The organism is Novosphingobium sp. HNCC26DJ243 (genome assembly GCF_057180545.1).
The window spans coordinates 119,614-138,819 of the sequence record NZ_JBXUGN010000006.1 but is presented as its reverse complement, the minus strand read 5'-3'; the positions used below and the strand labels follow the sequence as shown (position 1 = coordinate 138,819).

General features: G+C 63.1%; 20 protein-coding genes, 1 tRNA gene and 1 pseudogene. 7 read left to right on the top strand and 15 right to left on the bottom strand.

Annotation, left to right across the window (positions count from 1 at the left end; genetic code table 11):
• Nucleotides 1-67 precede the first annotated feature (67 nt).
• The 6 genes and pseudogenes from AC2A04_RS15850 to AC2A04_RS15825 form a co-directional block, all read right to left on the bottom strand.
• Nucleotides 68-1,063, bottom strand: coding sequence for an HNH endonuclease (locus AC2A04_RS15850; protein WP_484213324.1), 996 nt, complete (start codon nt 1,061-1,063; stop codon nt 68-70).
• Complete coding sequence (locus AC2A04_RS15845) at nt 1,060-2,397, bottom strand: HipA domain-containing protein (RefSeq protein WP_484213323.1); 1,338 nt, start codon at nt 2,395-2,397, stop codon at nt 1,060-1,062. Before AC2A04_RS15845 ends, AC2A04_RS15850 begins: the two co-directional genes overlap by 4 nt.
• The gene (locus AC2A04_RS15840; protein WP_484213322.1) at nt 2,397-2,750 is read right to left on the bottom strand and encodes a helix-turn-helix domain-containing protein; all 354 of its coding nucleotides are present in this window, start codon (nt 2,748-2,750) and stop codon (nt 2,397-2,399) included. The genes AC2A04_RS15845 and AC2A04_RS15840 overlap by 1 nt, the downstream gene beginning before the upstream one ends.
• Nucleotides 2,735-3,412 carry a phytanoyl-CoA dioxygenase family protein gene (locus AC2A04_RS15835; RefSeq protein ID WP_484213321.1) on the bottom strand — a complete coding sequence of 226 codons (678 nt, stop codon included), beginning with the start codon at nt 3,410-3,412 and terminating at the stop codon, nt 2,735-2,737. Before AC2A04_RS15835 ends, AC2A04_RS15840 begins: the two co-directional genes overlap by 16 nt.
• Nucleotides 3,413-3,458: 46 nt before the next feature.
• Nucleotides 3,459-4,696, bottom strand: a pseudogene (locus tag AC2A04_RS15830) (tyrosine-type recombinase/integrase).
• Between the two features lie 156 nt (nt 4,697-4,852).
• Nucleotides 4,853-4,939: transfer RNA gene (locus AC2A04_RS15825), tRNA-Leu, on the bottom strand.
• Nucleotides 4,940-5,162: 223 nt separating this feature from the next.
• On the opposite strand from AC2A04_RS15825, the gene AC2A04_RS15820 reads away from it, so the two are divergent.
• Nucleotides 5,163-6,128, top strand: coding sequence for a complex I NDUFA9 subunit family protein (locus AC2A04_RS15820; protein ID WP_484213320.1), 966 nt, complete (start codon nt 5,163-5,165; stop codon nt 6,126-6,128).
• Between the two features lie 54 nt (nt 6,129-6,182).
• Here the strand turns inward: AC2A04_RS15820 and AC2A04_RS15815 are convergent, their stop codons facing one another.
• The gene (locus AC2A04_RS15815) at nt 6,183-6,854 is read right to left on the bottom strand and encodes a glutathione S-transferase family protein (protein ID WP_484213319.1); all 672 of its coding nucleotides are present in this window, start codon (nt 6,852-6,854) and stop codon (nt 6,183-6,185) included.
• 213 nt (nt 6,855-7,067) lie between these two features.
• Here AC2A04_RS15815 and AC2A04_RS15810 point away from each other — a divergent pair, with 213 nt between their 5' ends.
• Together AC2A04_RS15810 and AC2A04_RS15805 are read left to right on the top strand one after the other, a co-directional pair.
• Nucleotides 7,068-7,949, top strand: coding sequence for an LOG family protein (locus AC2A04_RS15810; RefSeq protein WP_484213318.1), 882 nt, complete (start codon nt 7,068-7,070; stop codon nt 7,947-7,949).
• Between the two features lie 4 nt (nt 7,950-7,953).
• A complete protein-coding gene (locus AC2A04_RS15805; protein WP_484213317.1) occupies nt 7,954-8,469 on the top strand; it encodes a GNAT family N-acetyltransferase in 516 nt (171 codons plus the stop codon).
• Here AC2A04_RS15805 and thiD read toward each other — a convergent pair.
• From thiD to glmM, 3 genes are all read right to left on the bottom strand, one after another.
• A complete protein-coding gene (gene thiD / locus AC2A04_RS15800) occupies nt 8,454-9,200 on the bottom strand; it encodes a bifunctional hydroxymethylpyrimidine kinase/phosphomethylpyrimidine kinase (protein WP_484213316.1) in 747 nt (248 codons plus the stop codon). The genes AC2A04_RS15805 and thiD overlap by 16 nt on opposite strands.
• A gap of 116 nt (nt 9,201-9,316) precedes the next feature.
• Nucleotides 9,317-9,541, bottom strand: coding sequence for a DUF1272 domain-containing protein (locus tag AC2A04_RS15795; RefSeq protein ID WP_484213315.1), 225 nt, complete (start codon nt 9,539-9,541; stop codon nt 9,317-9,319).
• Complete coding sequence (glmM, locus tag AC2A04_RS15790; RefSeq protein ID WP_484213314.1) at nt 9,541-10,878, bottom strand: phosphoglucosamine mutase; 1,338 nt, start codon at nt 10,876-10,878, stop codon at nt 9,541-9,543. The genes AC2A04_RS15795 and glmM overlap by 1 nt, the downstream gene beginning before the upstream one ends.
• A gap of 86 nt (nt 10,879-10,964) precedes the next feature.
• Between glmM and AC2A04_RS15785 the strand changes: the two genes are divergently transcribed.
• Complete coding sequence (locus AC2A04_RS15785) at nt 10,965-12,260, top strand: dicarboxylate/amino acid:cation symporter (protein WP_484213313.1); 1,296 nt, start codon at nt 10,965-10,967, stop codon at nt 12,258-12,260.
• Between the two features lie 112 nt (nt 12,261-12,372).
• Entirely contained in the window at nt 12,373-12,990 is a 618-nt protein-coding gene (locus AC2A04_RS15780; protein ID WP_484213312.1) for a superoxide dismutase, read from the top strand.
• Here the strand turns inward: AC2A04_RS15780 and AC2A04_RS15775 are convergent.
• From AC2A04_RS15775 to AC2A04_RS15765, 3 genes are all read right to left on the bottom strand, one after another.
• Nucleotides 12,975-14,162, bottom strand: a complete 1,188-nt coding sequence (locus AC2A04_RS15775; RefSeq protein WP_484213311.1) for an AI-2E family transporter — start codon at nt 14,160-14,162, stop codon at nt 12,975-12,977. The two genes, AC2A04_RS15780 and AC2A04_RS15775, sit on opposite strands and share 16 nt — an antisense overlap.
• 123 nt (nt 14,163-14,285) lie before the next feature.
• Nucleotides 14,286-14,894, bottom strand: a complete 609-nt coding sequence (locus tag AC2A04_RS15770) for a sigma-70 family RNA polymerase sigma factor (RefSeq protein ID WP_484213310.1) — start codon at nt 14,892-14,894, stop codon at nt 14,286-14,288.
• Nucleotides 14,887-15,042, bottom strand: coding sequence for a NepR family anti-sigma factor (locus AC2A04_RS15765; protein ID WP_311508361.1), 156 nt, complete (start codon nt 15,040-15,042; stop codon nt 14,887-14,889). Before AC2A04_RS15765 ends, AC2A04_RS15770 begins: the two co-directional genes overlap by 8 nt.
• Nucleotides 15,043-15,315: 273 nt before the next feature.
• On the opposite strand from AC2A04_RS15765, the gene AC2A04_RS15760 reads away from it, so the two are divergent.
• Entirely contained in the window at nt 15,316-16,986 is a 1,671-nt protein-coding gene (locus AC2A04_RS15760; protein WP_484213309.1) for a CHASE domain-containing protein, read from the top strand.
• Between the two features lie 38 nt (nt 16,987-17,024).
• On the opposite strand, the gene AC2A04_RS15755 is transcribed toward AC2A04_RS15760, so the two are convergent.
• Together AC2A04_RS15755 and AC2A04_RS15750 are read right to left on the bottom strand one after the other, a co-directional pair.
• Nucleotides 17,025-17,822: a response regulator gene (locus tag AC2A04_RS15755; protein ID WP_484213308.1), complete on the bottom strand. Its 798-nt coding sequence runs from the start codon at nt 17,820-17,822 to the stop codon at nt 17,025-17,027.
• A 74-nt stretch (nt 17,823-17,896) separates the two neighbouring features.
• On the bottom strand, nt 17,897-18,268 hold the full coding sequence (locus AC2A04_RS15750) for a response regulator (RefSeq protein ID WP_484213307.1): 372 nt from the start codon (nt 18,266-18,268) through the stop codon (nt 17,897-17,899).
• Between the two features lie 124 nt (nt 18,269-18,392).
• Between AC2A04_RS15750 and AC2A04_RS15745 the strand changes: the two genes are divergently transcribed.
• Nucleotides 18,393-19,163 (top strand): Crp/Fnr family transcriptional regulator, encoded by a 771-nt coding sequence (locus tag AC2A04_RS15745; RefSeq protein ID WP_484213306.1) that lies wholly within the window; start codon nt 18,393-18,395, stop codon nt 19,161-19,163.
• The last annotated feature ends 43 nt before the right edge of the window (nt 19,164-19,206 follow it).

Here is a 19,206-nt window from a genome sequence, read left to right as displayed (position 1 = left end):
TACCAATGGTTTATATTCCATTGCTGCCGCCTGGCGGCGTACGGTGTGCTCTACACTGTGCCCAGCTTTAGAGATTCAGGCCGACCATTTTCCTGCAACAGGCTAGGCGGCACTGAATCACATTCCTGAGGAGTCGCAGCCGCTGCGGCGCCTGATGCAGGTTTTGTGAGTGCTTGAAACAATGCTCTCGATGCCAGGCCAGGAAGGCCGGATGCGGGCGCTCTAGCGGTCGCTGTGGTGGGATGGCGAAGCCGGTCCTGTTGATCAGCGAGCGGATGCTTTCGGGGTCGTTCGCCTGCCGGCTAACGAGAATCTCAAGGTCGTCATTCAATCCGATCAGGCCCCTATCGAACATCCAGTGGACAGTTCCTGAAAGGGCAATCCCATTAGTCACGATGTCCGGCCCGCCACGATCCACGGGCCTGACATGGGCGGCCTCGACCTCAGCGCGGCCGCCGCCATTGATCAGCTTCAGCCCGGTTACCGCGCAGCGGGCATCATAGGCCTCGACAACACGACGACGGAACAGACGGTCACGGACCAGTCGTGAACCGAGATTTGCCACACGGTCGCGCTCGATCTCGAACTGGAACGGTGAGCGCTCCTCGCGCAGCAGGTTTTCGGGCGTCTCATCGATCCTCGGCAGGAAGCTGTCATCTTCCGCGAGGCCAAGGTCGATGATGCGGTTGAAGTCCTCGATGGATAGCGGCCGGACTGCGGATTGGGCTCGGCCCGAAATCTTGCCCTGCTCGTTGAGAACTCCGCGTTCGACTAGCCCCAGGGGACCGTTGAACGCCACCGGGTTGGGGAAGTCCAGGTAGGTCCCGGGTTCGATGAGGGCGAGATACATGTCCCTGGCGGTCGGGTCCGGCACGACATGAGCTACTTTGGCCACCGCGAAGTATCCGCGCGTGTCGCGGATCTTGCTCGGCTCGTAGTAGATGATCCAATCGCCAATGCAGGCACTGACGCGGGTCAGGTATTGGCGCGGGAACTGATACTGCTCCGCCGGGCTGTCGTCGTAGATCGAGTCGGTGCGATGAACGAAGATGCCTTTGGTCATGACGCTCCCGCTTCCCTGTCGGCAGAATAGGCGCTTGCGCCTATCGTCGGTACGTCGTCTGTCGGCACTTCAGCGGTGTGGGGCAGGCCTTCCTTTTCGGCGTGCGCTCTGACCTCGGTCGCCCGTTCCTCGATCTCCTTTGCGAAGATGCCCAGCATGGTCGAGCCAGCAGCCATGGCTGCCACCTCCTCGACCGCAGCGGGCAACTCGCGCAGCAACCGTGCCGTCACCTGTTCCACCCGCTGCACCGTCCCCCGCGCTGCCAGCCCTGCGGCTTCGGCCATGCGCCGCCAGTGGCGACCGTAGATGTGGCGGCCGCGGCGCTGCTCGCCGATCGCCTGGGCGTGGTTCTGGGTGATATTCGCCCAAGCGAGGCCGGACATTAGATCATAAAGCGGGGCAAGTTGCGGCGCGCCCGGACCGAGCAGGATCGAGTAGTTCTTGGCGTGCGAGTCGACGTTGCCGATCGCGATATTGAAGATCACGGCGTCGAGCAGTCGGGTGATGTCGCGCGCGGTCATATGCTGGCGGACGAGGGCGAACATGTCTGCAATCGAAGGACCGCGCGTGCCGGTGCCGTTGAACTCATACTTGGCGGCGGGCGGACGGCCGAGGGCCTGGCAGAAATCCTCCTGATGCAGGCGGCGCACGTTGTTGCCGGTACCCGTCCGGTCATAGCGCTCGACCAGCAGGTAGCTGCGTTCCCCTGCAACGCCCGTTGTCACCGGCGCGACATTGAGGCCGATGCGGCGGGCGAGAAGCATGCATAGCGCCTCATTCTGGACGCTGCCGGGCAGGCGCGGATTGTCGGGCTTGAGGATGTGCGTCGACGCCGCGCCGTTGATCGGCACGGCGATCTGACCGTCGATGACTGTGACCGGCAGCTTCTCCTGCGCGCCGGCAAGGCTCATCGAGACACCGTCTTCGCCCACCAGGAAGGGCCGCACTGGCAGTTCCTCGATGATCCGCTCCAGTGAACCGCCGTCCGGGATCAGACGATAGCCGGGCTTGCCGCGCGGTTGCTGCGGCGCGATACTGAGCGCGCCTGCCAGATCGTTGCCGGTCTGCGCGATCAGGCCGAGTGCGTCCTCCGGTGCCGCGCCGAGCGCCCGCGTCATCGCGCGCAGCGGTTCGCCTTCCGGTAGGAGGTTCATCAGCCAGGGGAGAACCTGTTCTCCCTCATACGGCTCTGGCCGTATCGGCATGGCCAGCGAGACAGGGAAGCTGTCGGCGGATGAACCCCAGGCATCCGCATAGGCAAGGTAGGTTGCCTTCGCGTCGGCGCTGATCGTGGCGACCAGACGGTCTTCGTGGTGAACCGGAAGGTCCACCATCAGGCCTGCGAAATGCCGGTGGCGGTGAGCCGCAAGCCGACGGCCTTGGCGGCGGCGAGTGCCTTGCCGAGCTGGGCGGTGGGCTTCCCAGCTTCCAGATCGACGATGAAGCGCTCGCCGCTGTTGATGGCGAGCGCCAGTTCCCGCTGGGTAAGGCCAAGGGCCTTGCGGGCCGAGGCGACGGCTGCGCCGAATTGGGTTGCGTTGTCGATCATGTCATTCTTACCGAGCGGGAAGTTCTCATATGTGCTGCAGAGTTTCAAGAGCATTTCTTCCCGATCGGGAAGAATGGGCTTGCCTGAGCTACATTTCAGTAAAATCTTCCCGATCGGGAAGATTAAATCCCCAGCCAATCCAAGGCGCCCGGCAAGCCATCGACCGAGTAATCAATCTGCAGTACGCGACGCTGCTTAGGTTTGGCGGCAGCCTTTGATGCGTGCAGGATGGGAGTGGAATAGAGCCAAACATCGCCTGCCTCGGCCAGGCAAGCCGCTGTCTCGCAGCGCAGAACCGCAGTATTGACTTCTCCCACCGATAACTTGCCAAGCAAATGCGAACCCTTCGCAATCATAAGCGGGGCGTTGTCTTCGTGAACATCGTCGAGATGAGCGCGAAGCGTGACCATTCGTTCAAGGAGCTCAAATGGCGGGGCGACATGAAGAATGCCTTGCTTAATGGTCCACGGGCCGAACCCTCGCATTTCGTGCCGCTCCTTCACGCAAATGGTTCGGTCTTGGTGCCAGGCAAGCGACCAGTTTGATGATTGGGTCTTGTTGAATAGCAGTGCGCGTACTGGTTTAGCCTTTGGCCCCAGTGCTTTCGCCGCGATAGAACCTAGATAGCCTTCTGGACAGGCAACGGACTTAAGCTCGCTTAGGCCGGTGATCCGAACGCCAGCCTCATCGGCAGGGATACCTGCGAGAATCCGTTCCAAGTCGGGAAGCTGTGCCTTAAAGGCACCCGAAAAGCGTCTGGCTCCGGATTCTCGAAATTCGGTTGAAGAAGAATCGTTCATTGTGACGATGCTTTAAACCTGACCAAAGTGACCAGCCAGCCCCACCTCATCCAGAAATCGCGGCACCGACCGGCTTGCGGAAGCTGCCTTGCAGGACCTTTGCGCCGGAACGCAACTGGTCGAGATAGTCCGCCCAGCTCTGCATCATCCTGATCCGCTCATCCCAGTGCTCGCCGCGCGCGTAGGCGCGGCGGACGTCATCGGTCTCGGCATGGCCGAGCTGGCGCTCGATCGCGTCGGGGTTCCAGTGGCCCTGTTCGTTCAGCAGCGTGCTGGCCATGGCGCGGAAGCCGTGGGCGGTCATCGTGGTGCCATCGAAACCCATCCGCCGCAGCGCGAGGTTGATCGTGTTTTCGCACATGGGCCGGTCGCGCTTGCCTTGGGCGGGGAACAGGTAACGGCGATTGCCGCTGATTTCGCGCAGTTCCTCCAGGATGGCGAGCACTTGGCGGCTGAGCGGCACGCGGTGCGCGACGCGCATCTTGGTCTTGTCGGCAGCGATGGTCCAGATGTTGCGGGTGAAGTCGAACTCGCTCCATTCGGCCTGCCGCAGTTCGCCAGGGCGCACGAAGACGTAAGGGGCGAGCCTTAGCGCCGCATGGGTGACCGGATAGCCTGAATAGGCATCGATCGCGCGCAGCAGATCGCCCGCTTCCTTCGGCGTGGTGATAGCGGCGCGGTGCGTGACTTTGGGCACGATCAGTGCACCGTGCAGGTCTGCTGAAACGTCCCGGTCGGCGCGGCCGGTGGCGATGGCATAGCGGAAGACCTGTCCGCAGGTGCTGCGCAGACGACGCACGCTTTCGTAATGGCCGCGCTTTTCAACCGCGCGCAGGACTGCCAGCAGTTCGGGGGCCTTGATCTCGCCGATCTTGCGGTCGCCGATGATGGGGTAGGCGAATTCGCGCAGCCATGTCAGCTTGCCCACGGTCACATCGGCACGGCCCTCGCGTCGGGCCTTGTCGAGCCATTCTTCCGCCACGGCCTTGAAGCTGTTCACATTGGCGAGCGGCCCGGTGATCTTGTCGATCTTGCGCTTGGCGGCAGGATTGATCCCCTCGGCGATCTGCTTCTTGATCTCCAGTCGCTTGGCTCGCGCCTCGGCCAAGTGATTGTCGGATAAACTCCGAGTGCCGCAGTGGCCCGCTTTTCACCGAACCGGTAGTCTATCCGCCAGTATCGCTGACCCGCCTTCGTGGCCAGCAGGTACAGTCCGCCCCCGTCAGAGAGCTTGTAGGGCTAGTCGCGCGGCGCGGCTTTTCGGACGGCCAGATCGGTCAGCATGGTGCCACCTCTGTCGGTTTTGATACCGTCAGATATACCGTCATGTACCGCCAATTTCAACGAATTCGGCCGGATGACGATGGACGCCAAACTGGCTGGAAGCCTTTGCTTTCTTGGATTTTTCCGGACGCTTGCGGATGCGTCCGGAAAGAAAAATGGTGCCCAGAAGAGGACTCGAACCTCCACGCCCTTGCGAGCGCCAGCACCTGAAGCTGGTGCGTCTACCAATTCCGCCATCTGGGCACGGGGCGAAAGGCAAAAGCGCCGTCCGCCGGGTAGGAGGGCGCCACTAGGACACGCCACGCGGGGTGTCAACGGGGCAAAGTCGCTATCGGCAGACTCTTTTTTTCGCGCCGTGTGATGCGTCCGATGTTCGGCATTGAAAGCGGCGGGGCTGCTGTGCAAAAGGCGAGGCATGGCGCCCCATGTTTGCGGGCGGACATCGCAATTTGCAGGATGGCTTGAGATGACACAGGGCAGGACGCGCGATCTTGATGGCATGCTGGTCGCGCTGGTCGGCGGGACGGGCTTCTTCGGGACCCATCTCGCGCAGGAACTCCTGGCGCGCGGCGCGCGTCTGCGCGTGTGCAGCCGCCACCCCGAGCGAGCCTTCCGCGTCAAGCCACTCGGCGGTCTCGGCCAGACGCAGTTTGTTGCGGTCGACGTGCGCAAGCCTCACACGGTGACCGTGGCGCTGACCGGCGTCGATGCGGTAGTGAACCTCGTGGGTGCGTTTACGGGCGATCTCGATGCGCTGCAGGGCACGGGCGTGGGACGGCTGGCGCTGGCAGCGAAGGATGCGGGAGCACGCGCATTCGTGCATGTTTCTGCGCTCGGGGCAAATGCGGCTTCGGACGTGCCCTATGCCCGGACCAAGGCCGAGGGCGAGGCAGCTGTGCTCGCCGCGTTCCCGACGGCCACGATCGTGCGCCCTTCGATCCTGTTCGGTGAAGACGACAAGTTTCTCAACATGTTCGGCGGGCTTGTCGCGACGTTACCGGTTCTGCCCGTCTTCGGTCCTCGCGCTAAGCTGCAGCCGGTGTTTGTCGACGATGCCGCCGAGGCTGTGGGCAATGCTCTTGCCGATACCGGCGCGCACGGCGGCAAGACTTATGAGCTGGCCGGGCCGGAAGTCGTGACGATGGGCGAGCTCAATCGCCGCATCGCCAAATCCGCCGGCCGTTCGCCTCTGCTGGCCGAACTGCCGGATGCGGTCTCGGGCGCGATCGCGGCGTTGACGGGCTGGCTGCCCGGCGCGCCGATCTCCAGCGACCAGTGGAAGCTGCTTGCTGCAGGCAATGTGGCAAGCGGGACGCTGGCCGGCATCGAGGCGCTCGGCGTCAGCCCTCGCCCGATGGGCCTGTTCCTTGACCGCTGGATGACGCGCTATCGCAAGTTCGGCCGTTTCGGCGCCAGGGCCAAGACGGCCTGAGGCCATACCGGCTCGCGCTGCGAACCGCGCGACAACGCCTCGCGGCTGACAGCCTCAGGCGTTGACGTCGGCGTAGTGGCTTGGAGGCTGGATGACGTCCATGCGTTCTGCCAACAGCGGGCGGAAGCTTGGACGGCTCTTGAACACCGAATACCAGCCGCGTGCCTGTTCGTGTCCCGACCAGTCGATTCCGCCAAGGTAATCGGCGACCGAGATCTGCGCCGCCGCAGCAAGGTCGGCCAGGCTCATCGTCGCTCCGGCCAGCCAGGGGCGATTGTCGATCAGGTAGTCGATGTAGTCGAGATGCTCGTCGGCCAGGCGCATGGCATCGCGCAGCAGCCGGCTATCGGGCGGGCTGCGATATACGAGGCGCTTCTTCATGCGCTCGTCGAGCAGTGGGCCAGTGACGTCGGCGTAGAAGCTTTCGTCGAAAAGCGCGACAAGCCGGCGAATTTCGGCGCGGTTCACCGCCGTGCCGTTGATCATCGGCGTCTTGTCGACGGTTTCCTCGAAGTATTCACAGATCGCCCGGCTGTCGGCGAGGCTGATGCCGCGCTCCTCGTTGTGAACGGCGGGCGTGCGATAGGCCGGCGACAGCCGCCCGAACGCCTCGCGCCGCTCCCACGGATTCTCGCGCACGAGATCGTAGGCGACGCCCTTTTCGCTGAGCAGAAGCCGCACTTTGCGGCTGAAGGGGCACAAGGGAAATTGGTAGAGTTGCCACATCCGTGAAGCTTTGCGCGGGGATGAACGCGAAGTCTAGGGGTGTGCTTTGGAAGAATGCCATTCAGCTATCACGCCTTGAGGATCGAGGCGGCTTGAGGGAGCCAGCGCGAAGTCGGGATGCATGGGCTGGCGGGCGATCATGGCAGGACACCCCAAGCGCCGAGGTGGCGATCCCCCTTGCGCTTTTGCTCGTCTGGCCCGACTTGTTGGGCCATGACTGAAGAAGAAAAGCAGCACGAGCTGACCAAGCGCAAGTTCTACAAGGCCGAGCAGGAAGCTGGTTTTGTAGAGAGCCAAACAAGAACCACTGCCCAGCAGCAGGACCCGGCGTACCGGCTGGCATTCCGCGACACGGACTTTCTCCTGCGCGAGGAACTGCGGCCCGTGCGGTTCCAGCTGGAACTGCTCAAGCCCGACATGCTGCTGGACGAGGCGGCGATCGGATCGACACTGGTGATGTACGGCTCGGCCCGCATCCCTTCGCCAGACATGGCCGAAGCAGCGCTCGCCACGGCTACGACGCCCGAGCGCAAGGCGGTCATCGAGCGGCTGGTCGCCAAGTCGCAGTACTACGAGGAAGCGCGCAAGCTGGCTCAGATCGCCAGCAAGTGCGGGATCGTCGAAGACGGTAAGCGCCAGTTCGTGATCTGCTCGGGCGGGGGGCCTTCGATCATGGAGGCCGCCAATCGCGGTGCGCAGGAATCGGGCGCCGAATCGATCGGCCTGAACATCGTCCTGCCGCACGAGCAGGCGCCCAACAGTTACGTCACGCCGCATCTTTCGTTCCAGTTCCACTATTTTGCGCTGCGGAAGATGCACTTCCTGCTGCGTGCCCGCGCCGTGGCGGTGTTCCCGGGCGGGTTCGGTACGTTCGACGAGTTCTTCGAGCTGCTGACGCTGGTCCAGACCGGCAAGATGAAGCCGATCCCGATTCTGCTGTTCGGCGGAGATTACTGGAACCGCGTGGTCAACTTCAAGGCGCTGGCCGAGGAAGGCGTGATCAACTTCGAAGATCTCGAATTGTTCACGGTCGTTGAGACGGCAGACGATGCCTGGGCGCACATCGTCAAATTCTACGATCTGGACTGCGACTGAAGCGATGATCGAAACGCCCCGGCTGGTGCTGCGACGCGTCCGGGAGACCGAAGACCACGGCCCGATGCACGCGATCATGCGCCAACCACGGGCGATGGCCTACTGGTCCACCCCACCCCATGGCAGCGAGGAAGAGACGCGCGAGTGGCTGGCCAACATGGCCGCCATCGAGCCTGCGCTGGGCGAGGATTTCATCGTCGAGTATCAGGGGCGGGTGATCGGCAAGGCGGGGTTCTACCGCTTTCCCGATCTTGGCTACCTGTTCGACCCTTCGGTATGGGGGCAAGGGCTCGCCTCCGAAGCGGTGGCTGCGGTGATCGCGCGCGGGTTTACCGTCCATCGCCTGCTGCGCGTGCAGGCCGATGTCGATCCGCGCAATCTTGCCTCGATCGCCTTGCTCGAACGGCTGGGCTTTGTCGAAACGCACCGGCAGGCGCGGACATGGCTGGTGGGAGACCAGTGGTGCGACAGCGTGTACTTCGCGCTCACCCGCGAAGCGTGGGATCAGCGCACCGCGTGATGGCCCAGCGGACCGTGGCCTGATCCGAAGCCCGGAGCGGCAAGCATCGCTGCCCGGACGAATTCCCGGGCATCCTCGACCGCTTCCTCCAGCGATGCACCGCTGGCGAGGAACACCGCGATTGCGCTCGACATGGTGCAGCCGGTGCCGTGCGTGTGGCGCGTCTCGATACGGGGCGCGGTCCAGACCTTCTCGTCACGACCAGGCACGACGAGACGATCGATGACCTCGGCCCCCACCGCATCGCCGCCCTTGGCGACGTAGGTAGCCCCACGCGCCTGCATGCCCGCGTCCCCGCCCAGGGCCACGAGTTCGGGCACGTTGGGTGTCGTCAACGTGGCGATGGCAATCAGGCGTTCGAATGCAGCAATCGTCGCGGCATCGGCCAGCGCTGCGCCACTGGTGGCGATCATCACCGGATCGAACACGATGGGCACAGACAGGCGCTCCAGCCGGTCCACCACCACCGCCGCAATTTCGGGCGAACCGAGCATGCCGATCTTCACCGCGTCCACACCTATGTCGTTGACGCAAGCATCGATCTGCGCCGCGACCATCGCCGGATCGACCGGAAACACGGCATGAACTCCTGTCGTATCCTGCGCGGTCAGGGCGCAGATCGCGGTCATGGCATAGCCGCCGAGCATAGTGATGGTCTTGATGTCGGCCTGAATGCCGGCGCCGCCGCTGGAATCGGAACCTGCGATGGAGAGAATGCGGGAAGGGGTCATGCTGCCGGGCTAGGGCAGAGCGCAGCCTTCGACAAGCTCAGGTCGAACGGTTCTCTGGCTGGGCCGTGCCCCTCTACCCGTTCATCCTGAGCACGCCGCAGGATGCGACGCAAACCTTAGCCTGCGAATTTCCTCTCGGCGGACGGCGGGTGCTTGACATGAAGCGCTTTGGCCCGCGTCGGGCGGTCCATCAGTTCACCGCCGCAATTGGGGCAGCGGTCGTCCAGACCGTCGGCGCACTCAGCGCAGAAGGTGCATTCGAACGAGCAGATGAACGCGCCGGGGGCCTCGGCCGGAAGATCGGTGCCGCAGCGTTCGCAATCGGGGCGCATGTCCAGCATCAGGCGGCTTTCCGTACGGCGTTGCAGATCTGGTCGACGACCTCGGAGACTTCGCCCGCATCGTCGCCTTCAGCCATGACGCGGATCACCGGTTCGGTGCCGGAGGGGCGAATGACAAGGCGGCCCTTGCCTGCCAGCCGCGCTTCGGCATCGGCGATGGCCTCCTTCACGGACGCGGCCTCCAGCGGTTTGCCGCCGGCAAAGCGCACGTTCTTGAGCAGTTGCGGCACGGGATCGAACTGGTGGAGCAGTTCGCTCGCGGGCTTGCCCGAGGATACGAGTGCGGCGAGCACTTGCAGGGCGGCCACGGTGCCGTCACCGGTCGTGGCGTGATCGGTCAGGATCATGTGACCCGATTGTTCGCCGCCGACATTGAACCCGCCCGAGCGCATGCGTTCGAGTACATAGCGATCACCGACCGACGTACGCTCGAGTGTCAGCCCTTGCGCGTTGAGGTGCCGTTCAAGGCCGAGATTCGACATCACCGTGGCAACCACGCCGCCGCCACGCAATGCACCGCGCGCGGCCAGTTGCGAGCCGATCAGCGCCATGATCTGATCTCCGTCCACGGTCTGGCTTTTCTCGTCGACAACGATCAGGCGATCGGCGTCGCCATCCAACGCGATGCCGATATCGGCGCGGGTCTCGCGTACCTTGGCCTTGATCGCATCGAGATGGGTCGAACCGACGTTCAGGTTGATGTTCTTGCCATTGGGCTCGACGCCGATGGCAATGACTTCGGCGCCCAGTTCCCAAAGCGCCGATGGCGTCACGTGATAGGCCGCACCGTTGGCGCAATCGATCACGATGCGCAGCCCGTCGAGCCGCATGTTGTCGGGCAGGCTGGCCTTGACCGCGTGGATATAGCGCCCGCGCGCGTCCTCGATCCGGCGGGCGCGGCCTACGTGTGCTGCGTCCGCCAGCTCCATGTCCTGTTCGAGCATGGCCTCGATCGAGAGTTCGGCATCGTCCGAGAGCTTGAAGCCATCGGGTCCGAACAGCTTGATGCCGTTGTCCTCGAAAGGATTGTGGCTGGCCGAGATCATCACGCCAAGGTCTGCGCGCATCGAGCGGGTGAGCATGGCGACGGCGGGCGTCGGCATCGGCCCCAGCAGCACGACGTCCATGCCCACCGAGGTGAAGCCTGCCACCATCGCGCTTTCCATCATATAGCCTGACAGGCGCGTGTCCTTGCCGATGACGACGCGGTGGCGATGGTCGCCACGCTGGAAATAGGTACCGGCGGCCTGCCCCACCTTCATCGCGGTGGCGGCAGTCATCACGCCGGCATTGGTCCGGCCGCGGATGCCATCGGTACCGAAGAACTTGCGTGCCATTTGAAGGCTCTTCCCTCTTGTCCATGCCGCGCAAGCGCGGGGTCGTGCATTGCTATGGGACGCCACATAGCTAAAGTCATCTCAAGATGACCTTACCGAACCCCGAAAAATCGTCCGAATCAAGTTCGAACACGGCCCTGCCGCCGATTGCACAGGTTCCTGCGCTGTGGACCTTCGTGGGGCTGGTCGGTGGCCTGCTCGGTGGCCTCGCGGTTGCATTCCTTGCGCCCGATGCCCTGCCGCTGATCGAAACCTGGGTAAAGCCCGTGGGCGAGATGTGGCTGCGCGCCCTGCAGGCGACGATCGTGCCGCTCGTGGCGGCTCTTCTGTTCACCGGCGTCACCCAGACGGTTGCGATGGCCAGCGCGGGTGCAATGGCGCGGCGCAGCCTTGGCTTGTTCCTCGGCGTGCTCTCGTTCAGCGCGCTCACCGCGATCGTGGTGACGCCAGCCCTGCTCAGCCTGCTGCCCATTCCAGCCGAAGCAGGCGCGGCGCTGCGCGCCACACTGGCTTCGGCAGAGCCGGGCCCGGTGCCGGGCATCGTCGAGTTCGTGCGCTCGATCGTGCCGACCAACGTGTTCGAAGCGGCGGCCAACGACCGGATGTTGCCGATGATCCTGTTCGTGGCTGTCTTTGCACTGGCGGTCGGGCGGTTGGCCGGTGCCCAGCGCGAGGTCATGACCACGTTTTTCGCCGCACTTGCATCGGCCATGCTGGTGATGATCGGCTGGGTTCTGGCGCTCGCCCCGATCGGCGTCTTTGCGCTGAGCATGGCAGTGGCGGCAACAAGCGGGGCGGCCGCGATCGGCGCGCTGGCGCACTACGTGATGATCCTGCTGCTGACCGGGTCGGTCCTGCTGGTGGGTGCCTATATCTTTGCCGTGGCGGTAGCGCGCCTGCCGTTGGGTGTCTTCGCGCGGGCAATGCTTCCGGTGCAGACGATCGCGCTCTCGACGCAATCCTCGCTTGCCTCGCTCCCCGCGATGCTCGGCGCGTGCCGCAAGCTTGGCGTGCGCGAGACGACGTCCGAATTCGTGATGCCGCTCGCCGTTGCGCTGTTCCGTGCGACCAGTCCCGTCATGAATCTCGGCGTCGCGATCTATGTCGCCACGCTTTATGGGGTGCCGCTTTCGCCCATGGTGCTCGCGTCGGCCTGGATCGTGGCGATCCTGGTGTCCCTGAGCTCGGTCAGTCTGCCGGGGTCGATCAGCTTCGTGGCATCGGTCGGGCCGATCGCGATTGCAATGAACGCACCCGTTGCGCCGCTCGCACTTTTGGTCGCCGTCGAGGTCCTGCCCGATCTTGTGCGCACGGTCGGCAATGTGCTGTTCGACGTGGCGGTTACGGCCGCGGTCGACCGCCGGACGAAACCGACGGGCTAACCTTCCGACAGGATGAAGAAAATGCGCGCCGCGTGGGAGTGGCCGGCGCAACCGATGCGCGCGTCGCGCGTTGGTTGGCGACGCGAATTCTCATCAAGGACGTTGTTGAATCATGGCTATTATCCTGCCCCCACTGCCCTATGCCGACGATGCGCTTGCACCCGCAATTTCGGCCACCACGCTGCAGACGCACCACGGCAAGCATCACAAGGCCTATGTCGACAAGACAAATGCGGCGGTCGAAGGCACCGCCCTTGCCGATGCACCGCTCGAGCAGATCATCGCTGCTGCACAGGGCAAGGGCGACAAGGGCCTGTTCAACAACGCCGCGCAAAGCTGGAACCATGCATTCTACTGGAACAGCATGACTCCCGATCGTGCCGTGCCGGGCGGCGAACTCGCCTCGGCGATCGACACATCGTTTGGATCGCTGGACAAGCTGAACGACGAACTCATTGCGCAGGGAACCGCGCATTTTGCGTCAGGTTGGGTCTGGCTGCTCGCGCGGGGCGAAACCTTGGCAGTCGAGCAGACTCACGATGCTGCCACGTTTGCTACGGGCGATGCCAGGCCGCTGCTGGTCGTCGACCTGTGGGAACACGCCTACTATCTCGACCACAAGAACCTGCGCCCCGATTACCTGAAGGCCGTGATCGGGCAGTACCTCAACTGGGATTTCGCGGCCGAGAATTTCGGGCGCGGTGGCAACTGGGTCTATCCAGTGGCCTGATTTTGCGAGCCGGTGTCGTCTTCGTCAGCGCTGACAAGGCGTCCCGGCTCGAACAGCGCTTCACCGAAGAGGAAGCCGACAAGGTTGGGCCTGCCGATATGCTCGAGAAGGGCCGATATCGTCAGCAGGATCGGCACTGACAGCAGCGCGCCCAGCACGCCCCAGATCCACGAGAAATAGCTGATCGATATCAGGATCGCGACCGGGTTGAGCGTGAACCTTGCGCCGAGGATGGCAGGGGTCACCACGTTCGATTCGACCGCATGCAGGCCCAGATAGGTGAGCATCGGCAGCAGGCCGATCAGCACGGTCGGTGCGGTGCCAAGGCCGACAAGGCCGATCAGGCCCATGAACATCAAGGGGCCGATGTAGGGCAGGAAGTTCAGAACGAAGGCAAGGCCGCCCCACATGATGGGTGCGCTGAGACCGAATGCCCAGGCGCCCGCCGCCACTATCAGGCCGACGCCAAGATTTACCACGGCCACAGTCAGGATATAGCTCGCCACGCGTTCCTGCACGTCGCGCAGCACGCGCGCAAGACGGACCGAGGCATTGAACGAGTGGCGGTCGAACAGCATCCGGCGCTTCATGCGGATGCGCGATTCGATCATGAAGAACGTCATCAGCAGCGTGAGCAGCACTTCCAGGATCACGCTGGGCGTCGCAAAAGCGACCTGTTCAATTACCGACGGGCTTGCGACCACGACCTCACGCGTGCTGGTGTGACCGGTGATTTTGGCCAGTTGCCGGTTTACGTCCGCGATCCACGAAAGGTTGCCGCGCAGCTCGGCGAAGCGGCGGGCGACTTGGCGCGCGAGTGTCGGCACCTGATCCACCATCACGAAGGCCGGTTGCAGGATCAGTAACAAAGCCAGCAGGACGACGGCAATCAGTGCAAGAATGGCGACGAGCGAGGCGACCATGTTGGGCAGTCCCCACCGCGTCAGACGGTCAGCCAGCGGCGACAGCACGATAGTGAAGATCATCGCCGTGACCGGCGGAAGGAATACCACCGATCCGATCGACAGCACGAACGGCAGTGAAAGAAACAGGCCGAGCCCGAGAACCAGCAGAATTGCCGACTGCAGGCGCGCGCGTTGATCAGGCAGGTCTTCCAGGGCCTGTACGACCGGTGGATTAGAGGTGGGTTCAGGCAGGATCGGCTGGTTCACCTTGGGAGCGGCTCTGCGGCTGGAGGATGCATCACTCCTTCCATGCAGAGATAGGACCGATCAAGTCATGCTTTCGTCTTGCCACCAGAATCATCGGGAAGCGTGGCAGGAATGCGCCTGCCGTCAGTGTTGCTGACCGGCCCGAACCGTGCGGTCAAGCTCGCCCATGATCGCCGAGTGCGCAACGGCATCTTCAGTGCTGCGGCGCGGGATCTGGCCGCTTTCGATCATCTGGCTCAGTGCGGCGCGGGCACGACCGACGCGGCTCTTGATGGTTCCGACGGCACAACCGCAGATCTGCGCAGCTTCTTCGTAGCTGAAGCCGCCAGCGCCCACGAGAAGCAGGGCCTCACGCCGTTCGGGGGGCAGCGTCAGCAACGCACGATGCATGTCGGACAGGTGCATTGGTCCTTCCTGCGCGGCCGGGGCCACCAGAATGCGCTCGGCCACTGTTTCGTCGTAATCGGCGCGAAAACGGTTGCGGCGCATGTCGGTCAGGTAGGCGTTGCGCAGGATGACGAAGGTCCAGGCGCGCATCGACGTGCCGGGTTCGAACCGCTCCTGCGCGGCCCAGGCCTTGAGCAGCGTTTCCTGCACGAGATCGTCCGCAAGGTCAGGGCGGCCGCAAAGACCGCGCGCGAAGGCGCGCAAATGCGGGATGACCCCGGTCAGTTCGCGCTTGAACGATACCGGATCGATTGCTGGTCTGGGCCACAGGTCGGGCTCAGCCATGTGACGGGTCGTCAAGCTGGTCGAGCAGTTTTGCAAAGCTGTCGGGAAGTGGCTCGTCTACAACGGAATCGTAGAGGCGTTTCAGCCCGTCTGCCCATTCCGGCGTTTGCGGTTTGCCACCCCGCCCACGCTGTTGGCCGGGTTTCATCGGTTTTTCTTTCGACATTCGCTCTGACAACGCCTCCCCCTCCAGGGAAAATCCAAAAAAGACCGCGAGGGCGCGGCAGATGCGGTTTGTACATCACCTGCGGCGCTTTGACAGCGGCCGAAGATGCTCCTTTGGACGTGGAACGATATGGGTTGCTGTCGGTTCCCGTTTTTACTGCGACGCGTCGGCAATTCCTTTGTCGCGTGAATGGTGCAATGGAAGGAGCGGGATCGTTCCGGATGTCGTTTTCGCTATGGAGGAACAAGGCGCGCAATGGAGAAGCTTCTCGCCCAGAAGAAGCTGATCCCCCGGTGGTACGAGCGGTTTCCGCGCGGCCTGCCGGTTGGGATCTTCAGCCTGACCATGGCGGTTGCGTTGCTCAGCGTCTTCGCGATCGAGAAGGCCGAGGACAGCAAGCAGGCGGCTCAGACCGAACAGACCGCGCAGGCAGTCGCATCCGGGCTTGAACGCCGGTCCAACGCCAATGCCGCCTACCTGCGATCCAGCGCGGCTCTCTTCGCCACGCAGCAAATGGTCGAGGCGCCGCTTTTCCGTACGTTCATCAAGCAGTTGCATCTCGATGGGCGCTATGTTGGATCGGACGGCATCGGCTGGACCATGAAAGTCTTCCGCGACGACATCCCGACCGTTGAAGCGATAATGCGCAGCGGCTCGAACGCTGCCTTCTCTGTCCGTCCACGTCCGGAGCCAGGCCGTCCTTTCGTGATGCCGGTAATGCTTCTGGAGCCTGACAGTGTGCGCAATCAGCGCGCCATAGGCTTCGACATGTATTCCGAGGTCGTGCGCCGTACCGCGATGAAGGCTGCCGAAAGCACCGGCCAACCGACTGCGTCGGGGCATGTTGTGCTGCAGCAGGAAGGCCGGACGGATGGTCCACTGGGCTTTCTCGTGTTCATGCCCGTTTTCTCGCTTGAAAATGGCGAGGGCGCCCGCAAGTTGCGCGGGTTCGTATATTCGCCCTTCAACGCGCAGCGCTTTCTCGAATCCTCGATTGATTCCAGCCACCTTGAGGGTGCCGGCATTCGCCTTTTTGACGAAGACGCAACCGGCAAGGTCCTGATGGCGTCGATCATGCCCACGCAAGTATCGGGGCGGATCGTGCGGCGTCCTATCGACATAGCCGGTCACCGCTTCCAGCTTGAGATCGAGGCGCCAGCTACGCCGCTGTTCTCGACGATGTCGGTCATGACGCTGCTGTTCGGTCTGCTCGTGGCCACGCTGCTTCTGGTCCTCGCGCGGATCCTGACCGAACAGGCAGCGGAAGACCGGATCGCACTCGCCTGGTTCGAGCAGCAGTCTTCCATTCGCAATTCGCTCACGCGCGAGCTCAATCATCGCGTCAAGAACACCTTGGCGAACGTGCTCTCGATCATATCCCTGACGCGTCGTCGTGCCACCAGTCTGGCCGATTTCGCCGACAGCCTGGAGGGGCGCATCCGCGCGCTTTCCGCCACGCATGACCTGCTGACCCAATCCGATTGGGGCACGACCCCGGTATCGCTCGTCATCCGCGCCGAGCTCGCGCCCTATGCACAAGACAGCCAGCGCCACCTCGTGATCGAGGGGCCCGACGTCGAACTTGCACCCAATGACGCGCTGTCGCTCGGCCTTGCCATTCATGAGCTCGCCACAAACGCGGCAAAGTATGGCGCGCTGAGTGTCGAGAGCGGCCGTGTCAGCGTGACCTGGGAAATGGCAGGAGACAACCTGGCCCGTATTGAATGGGTCGAACGTGACGGCCCGCCGATCGAAGCTGATCAGCGGCGCAAGCGCGGCTTCGGAACCGAACTCATCGAAAAGATCGTCGCGCACGAACTGCGCAATCCGGTCGACTTGCGCTTCGAGGAAGAAGGGGTCCGCTGTATCCTGCTTATCCCCGTACGCCAGCGGAATGACTTCGCCATGCGACAAGGCCGCACCTGAACAGGCGCGGCCTTTGAATGTCCACGTTGCCGTCAGGGTCAATCGAGCGGGCGGCTTGATCCAAAGAACAGCGCCTGGCTGATCGCGGTCCGCACGGTCTGTTCCTGAAACGGCTTGGTTACAAGATAAGTCGGTTCCGGGCGATCGCCGGTCAGCAGCCGCTCAGGGTACGCGGTGATAAAGATGACCGGCACCGATCCGATGCGCAGGATATCATCCACTGCATCAAGGCCCGAGCTTCCGTCGGCAAGCTGGATGTCGGCAAGGACCAGGCCCGGACGCTCCTTGGCGACGATCTCGAGCGCCTTGGTCCGCGTGGCGGCCATGCCGCAGACTTCGTGGCCGAGCGAGCGCACAAGATCTTCGAGCTGCATCGAGATCAGCGGTTCGTCCTCGATGATCAGGACCGAGGTTGCTGATTCGCGGTCGATTTCGGCGATGGCGTCTTGCACCAGACGCTCGACCTCTTCTGGATCGCGATCCATGATATAGGCGGCGTCATCGATGCTGAAATCTTCCAGCGTGGTCAGCAGCAATGCCTGACGATTGATCGGGGTCATTGCGGCAAGCCGTTCCTGTGCCGCTGCCTCATGATCGCCGAGCATTCCGGAAGAACGATCGGCCGTATCGACATAGGCACTCGACCATACGCGATTGAAGGCGTGGTAGAGCTGCGGCCGCCCTTCGCCGATCGTTGCGCGCAGATCATTGTCGGACAGCGCGGCTTCAAGAGTGGCGCGGACGAACGAATCGCCTGCGGCCTGGCTACCGGTCAGCGCACGCGCATATCGGCGTAGATAAGGGAGTTGATTGGCAACTTTGGCACCCAGAGACATTCTTACCCCTTCCGGTCAGTATCGTGCGCCACAACGCGTGAGACTGTCCACCGGTTCCCGGGCAAGGGCAAGGCCTATTCGCGCCCGGGTGCGGCCACGACCATCGCCCATTCGGCAAGAATGTCGGGCGAAACCGGCTTGCGAAATTGCGAGGCGAAGGCGTGTTCCTCGGGAACCTGGTCTGCATCGTAGGCGGAGCTTATCGCGATGGCGCATCCGGCATCACGAAGCTGCAGGGCAAGGTCGAGTGTATTGCCGTCGGGCAGATGGAGGTCCAGCAGCGCTGCCACGGGCGTGCGCCGCGCAAGCAGCGCTTCTGCTCCCGCCAAAGTCGATGCCACTTCCACCGCAAAGCCGCGCTCGATCAGCGCATCTTCAATGGCCATCGCAACCAGCACGCTGTCCTCGACGACGAGGACCAGCGGTGATTCCGTTTCAGTCTGCACGGCAAATCGCCCTTGGTCCCCACACATGCTTCCCCGATAGGGCACATCCGGGGAACAAACCCTGTCTTTTGACATAGCGCTTGTCGAGTGGTGCATGCTTGGCTCAGACTGCAAGGGGACGCAGATGGCAAGAGACGACGATTTCGAGCAACCTTCGGCACTGGCAGGCGCGCGATGCGCGCAATGCCCGCTGGTTGACTGCGAGGGTCTGCGACAACCCCCTCCCGATCTGCGTGCCTGGATCGCGACCTTCCGGCAGGGTGAGATTCAGCTTCTGCGCGGTGAGCAGGTGTTCAGCCAGGGCAGCCGTCCGCGGCAGCTGTACACCGTGCTTTCGGGAATACTGATGCGTACACGCCTCCTTGAGGACGGCCGACGCCAGATCATCAACTTCATGTTTCCCGGTGATTTCATCGGGCTGCAGGCTGCGCTCGACGAGGAGATGGGCCACTCCGTGGAAGCAGTGACGTCTGCCACCCTTTGCGTCTTTGGCAAGGAGCGCTTCTTCGACATGGTCACCAGCCAGCCGCGCCTGTCCTTCGATCTGACATGGCTCGCCGCTCACGAGGAGGCCGCGCTTGAGGAACACATCGTCTCGCTTGGTCAGCGTAACGCGCGCGAGCGCATGGCGGCGCTTGCGGTTTTCCTTGTCCAGCGTGCGTTCGATACAGGGCTTGCCCCCGAGGGCGTTCTGTCGATCACGATAACGCAAGGGCAGATAGCTGACATGCTCGGTTTGTCGCTCGTCCATACCAACCGGACGTTGCAGGCGCTGCGCCGCATGCGACTTGTCGACTGGACTCTCAACGCCATCCGCATTCCTGATATCGGCGCAGCCAGAACCTTTGCCGGGATCGAAGCCAGCGCACTTGCCGCCCCACGGCCATATATTTGAGGGGTTTTGCTCTAATTATATGATTGTAAGAGAGAAAAAAATT